The sequence below is a fragment of the Hydrotalea sp. AMD genome (genome assembly GCF_004100315.1).
Lineage (GTDB): Bacteria > Bacteroidota > Bacteroidia > Chitinophagales > Chitinophagaceae > Hydrotalea > Hydrotalea flava.
The window spans coordinates 1-2,941 of sequence record NZ_SCKY01000070.1; the positions used below are offsets into that span (position 1 = coordinate 1).

Below are 2,941 nucleotides of genomic sequence, written 5' to 3' on the forward strand. Positions count from 1 at the left end.
TGTATTGGGACAACAATGCGAAAAAAGGCGACAACCTTAATTGGCGTTGTGGTCAATAGGAACTTCATCTTTAGGCGGCAATGTGGACACCACTAAATAATCAATATCATCATCTCCGTCACGAGTAAGTTTCATTACAAAATAGCCACGTTCCCAAAGTTCCTCAAACAATTCTTTGTTTGTTTGTTCTTTAAATTTTGGTTCATTTTTTTGTTCAGACATTAGTTTTTTACCTGAACGACTATCGGTTAAATTTCGTTTGACAATTCGCAGTCGTTACAGGCTTAATTAGCGATTGACAAACCATAATAAAATTCACGTTGGACAAAAAGCCGAACGCACAACAAAAGTATTTGCGAATAGCAGGGCTTGACAAGCCGCAGTTGTGCTGCATAACTTTAATCGGAGGCGGTTCGGGCTTGACGTTATCTAACGAACAATAAATCATATTTTCAACTTTAAATTTTTCAATTTAGCTTCGGTATCAGCGTGACGGAACACAGAATATCCTGCCATCGCAAATACCGATTCGTTACCGGCAAGCGTAAAAATGCGACATAAACAAGTTTTTCAAACCGAAACGGTCAAAATGGCTTTTATTTTGCTTGTAATTATAAAATAAAGACTACCTTTGCAGACAATTAATCAAAAACGGACAGAAAGATGCTTCTGCAATTTTCAATTAAAAACTTTAGGACATTTAAGGACAAAGCGACTTTGAGCCTTATTGCTTCTAACTATGATAAAGACACCAGAGAACACGAAAACATTGTAATAAATGACAGCTTTGGACTGAGACTTCTCAAAAGTGCAGTTATCTATGGTGCAAATGCGAGTGGTAAAAGCAAGTTACTTGATGCATTTGCTTTTATGCGATATTTCGTAATCAATAGTTCCAAGGAAAGCCAAAAAGGTGAGGCTATTGAAGTTGAGCCATTTAAACTAAGCACACAGACAGAAAACGAACCATCTGAATTTGAAATCATTTTCATTTATAAAAATGTGCTTTATCGTTATGGTTTTGAAGCAACAACTGAAAGAATTGTATCTGAGTGGCTTTATCACAAACCAAAAACAAAAGAAGTTGAACTTTTTTATAGAGAAGGAAGCACCTTTAATACTCACGAACGAAGTTTCACCAAAGGCAATACTGTTGTTAAGGAAGGTCTTGTTCGAGATAATGCGTTATTAATTTCTGTTGCTGCTCAATTTAATGAAAAGACTGCAATCAATGTTTTAGATTGGTTCAAAAGACTTAAAACCTTGTCAGGATTAAAAGAATCAGGATACCAGGGTTTCACTATGGGTAAAACCGAAGACCCTAAACACAAAGTTAAAATTCTTGAACTATTGAAAGCCGCTGATTTAGGAATTCAAGACATCGAACTACAAAAACTTGACATTGAAAGTCTTCCCAAGGGAATGCCCAAAGAACTCAAGGAGAAGTTAATTAGAGAAGTGCGAGAAGAAAAAAAAGAATATGTATCTGACGTATTGATAAAGCATAAAAAATATAACGAAGACTTAAAATCAGTAGGAAGTGTTAGCTTTTCATTAGAAGATGATGAATCGTCTGGAACAAGAAAGTTTTTCGCTCTTACAGGTCCTATTCTCGATGTTATTGAAAATGGTTATACTCTAGTAGTTGATGAGTTAGACTCAAAACTTCATCCAAATTTGGTTTGTAAAATCGTTTCACTTTTTAACTCAAATGAGTTTAACAAGAAGAATGCACAATTGATTTTTAATACACACGACACAAACTTATTAAGCTCAGGTCTATTTAGAAGAGACCAAACTTGGTTTACAAACAAAAATAAATTCGGAGAAGCAAAACTTTATTCCTTAGCTGACTTTAAATCGGATGAAGTAAGAAAAACCGAGCCTTTTGAAGACAACTATATCAAGGGAAAATATGGTGCAGTTCCATTTCTTGGCTTTTTTGATAACCTAAAATTTTTCTTGACAGAAAATGAAAATGAAGGACAAAAAAGCTGAACAAAAAGCAGCAAAGCAAAAACACCTTGAACAGTTAAAGGCTCAACGAAGAAAAGAACCGAGCTTAGAAAGACCTGTTGCGGAGTTGACAGAAAAGCCTTCTATTCTTATTGTTTGTGAAGGAGAAAACACCGAACCCTCTTATTTCAATCAATTCAGAATTACTTCAGCAAAAGTCAAATCAGTTGGTGAAGGATATAATACAGTTTCTCTAGTTAATAGAGCCCTTGTGTTAGCTCAGCAGGGTAACTACGACCAAGTGTGGTGTGTGTTTGATAAAGACGATTTTAATGATAATGATTTTAACTCTGCAATTCAAATTGCTGTAGCCAATAACTTTGGCGTAGCTTATTCAAATCAATCATTTGAATATTGGCTGATACTACACTTTAATGACCATCAGGGTGGAGGAATGCACAGAGATAACTATAACGACAAGATAAACGAACACCTCAAACCATTCAAAGTAATTTATGATGGTAACGGGACTAAATTAATAGAAGAAGATTTTTTTGAATTACTTGACGGAATAGACGACAAAACGAGCAGAAAAAGAGCTGAACTTGCAATAGATAGAGCAGAGAGAAATTACAATCATTTTGACCATACAAATCCAGCTAGAGAAGAATCATCAACGACTGTGTTCCGACTTGTAAGAGAACTTTTGAAATATGTGGAATGATAGAACGCCAGCCGGTAACACGGGTTTTGCGTCATGCGGGGTGACGGTGGTAAATTCAAGTGCAGTTTTTCAATTTAACTTTAGTGCTGGGTTGACAGTTTTGTTCCCTGAAATCCCGCACGAACGCAAAGCCGCAAAACGTTATAGGCAACCTTTATGACACTACTCGACCAATTTAAAAATGATTTTAAAACAGTGTTTCCAAATGACTTGGTTGACGCACTCATAGACAGCTATGTAGAAATTAAAACCAATTTCATT

General features: G+C 35.6%; 3 protein-coding genes. 2 read left to right on the forward strand and 1 reads right to left on the reverse strand.

Annotation, left to right across the window (positions count from 1 at the left end):
* Positions 1-36: 36 nt before the first annotated feature.
* A complete protein-coding gene (locus EO766_RS17980; RefSeq protein ID WP_074419101.1) occupies positions 37-222 on the reverse strand; it encodes a hypothetical protein in 186 nt (61 codons plus the stop codon).
* Between the two features lie 441 nt (positions 223-663).
* Here EO766_RS17980 and EO766_RS17985 point away from each other — a divergent pair, with 441 nt between their 5' ends.
* Both EO766_RS17985 and EO766_RS17990 read left to right on the forward strand, forming a co-directional pair.
* Positions 664-1,998 (forward strand): AAA family ATPase, encoded by a 1,335-nt coding sequence (locus tag EO766_RS17985; RefSeq protein WP_074420943.1) that lies wholly within the window; start codon positions 664-666, stop codon positions 1,996-1,998.
* Positions 1,973-2,680 carry an RloB family protein gene (locus EO766_RS17990; RefSeq protein WP_074420944.1) on the forward strand — a complete coding sequence of 236 codons (708 nt, stop codon included), beginning with the start codon at positions 1,973-1,975 and terminating at the stop codon, positions 2,678-2,680. Before EO766_RS17985 ends, EO766_RS17990 begins: the two co-directional genes overlap by 26 nt.
* The last annotated feature ends 261 nt before the right edge of the window (positions 2,681-2,941 follow it).

What these genes read in the sequence shown, in the direction of transcription:
- EO766_RS17980 (WP_074419101.1), bottom strand. Translation starts at nt 222, where the DNA reads ATGTCTGAACAAAAAAATGAACCAAAATTTAAAGAACAAACAAACAAA.
- EO766_RS17990 (WP_074420944.1), top strand. Translation starts at nt 1,973, where the DNA reads ATGAAAATGAAGGACAAAAAAGCTGAACAAAAAGCAGCAAAGCAAAAA.
- EO766_RS17985 (WP_074420943.1), top strand. Translation starts at nt 664, where the DNA reads ATGCTTCTGCAATTTTCAATTAAAAACTTTAGGACATTTAAGGACAAA.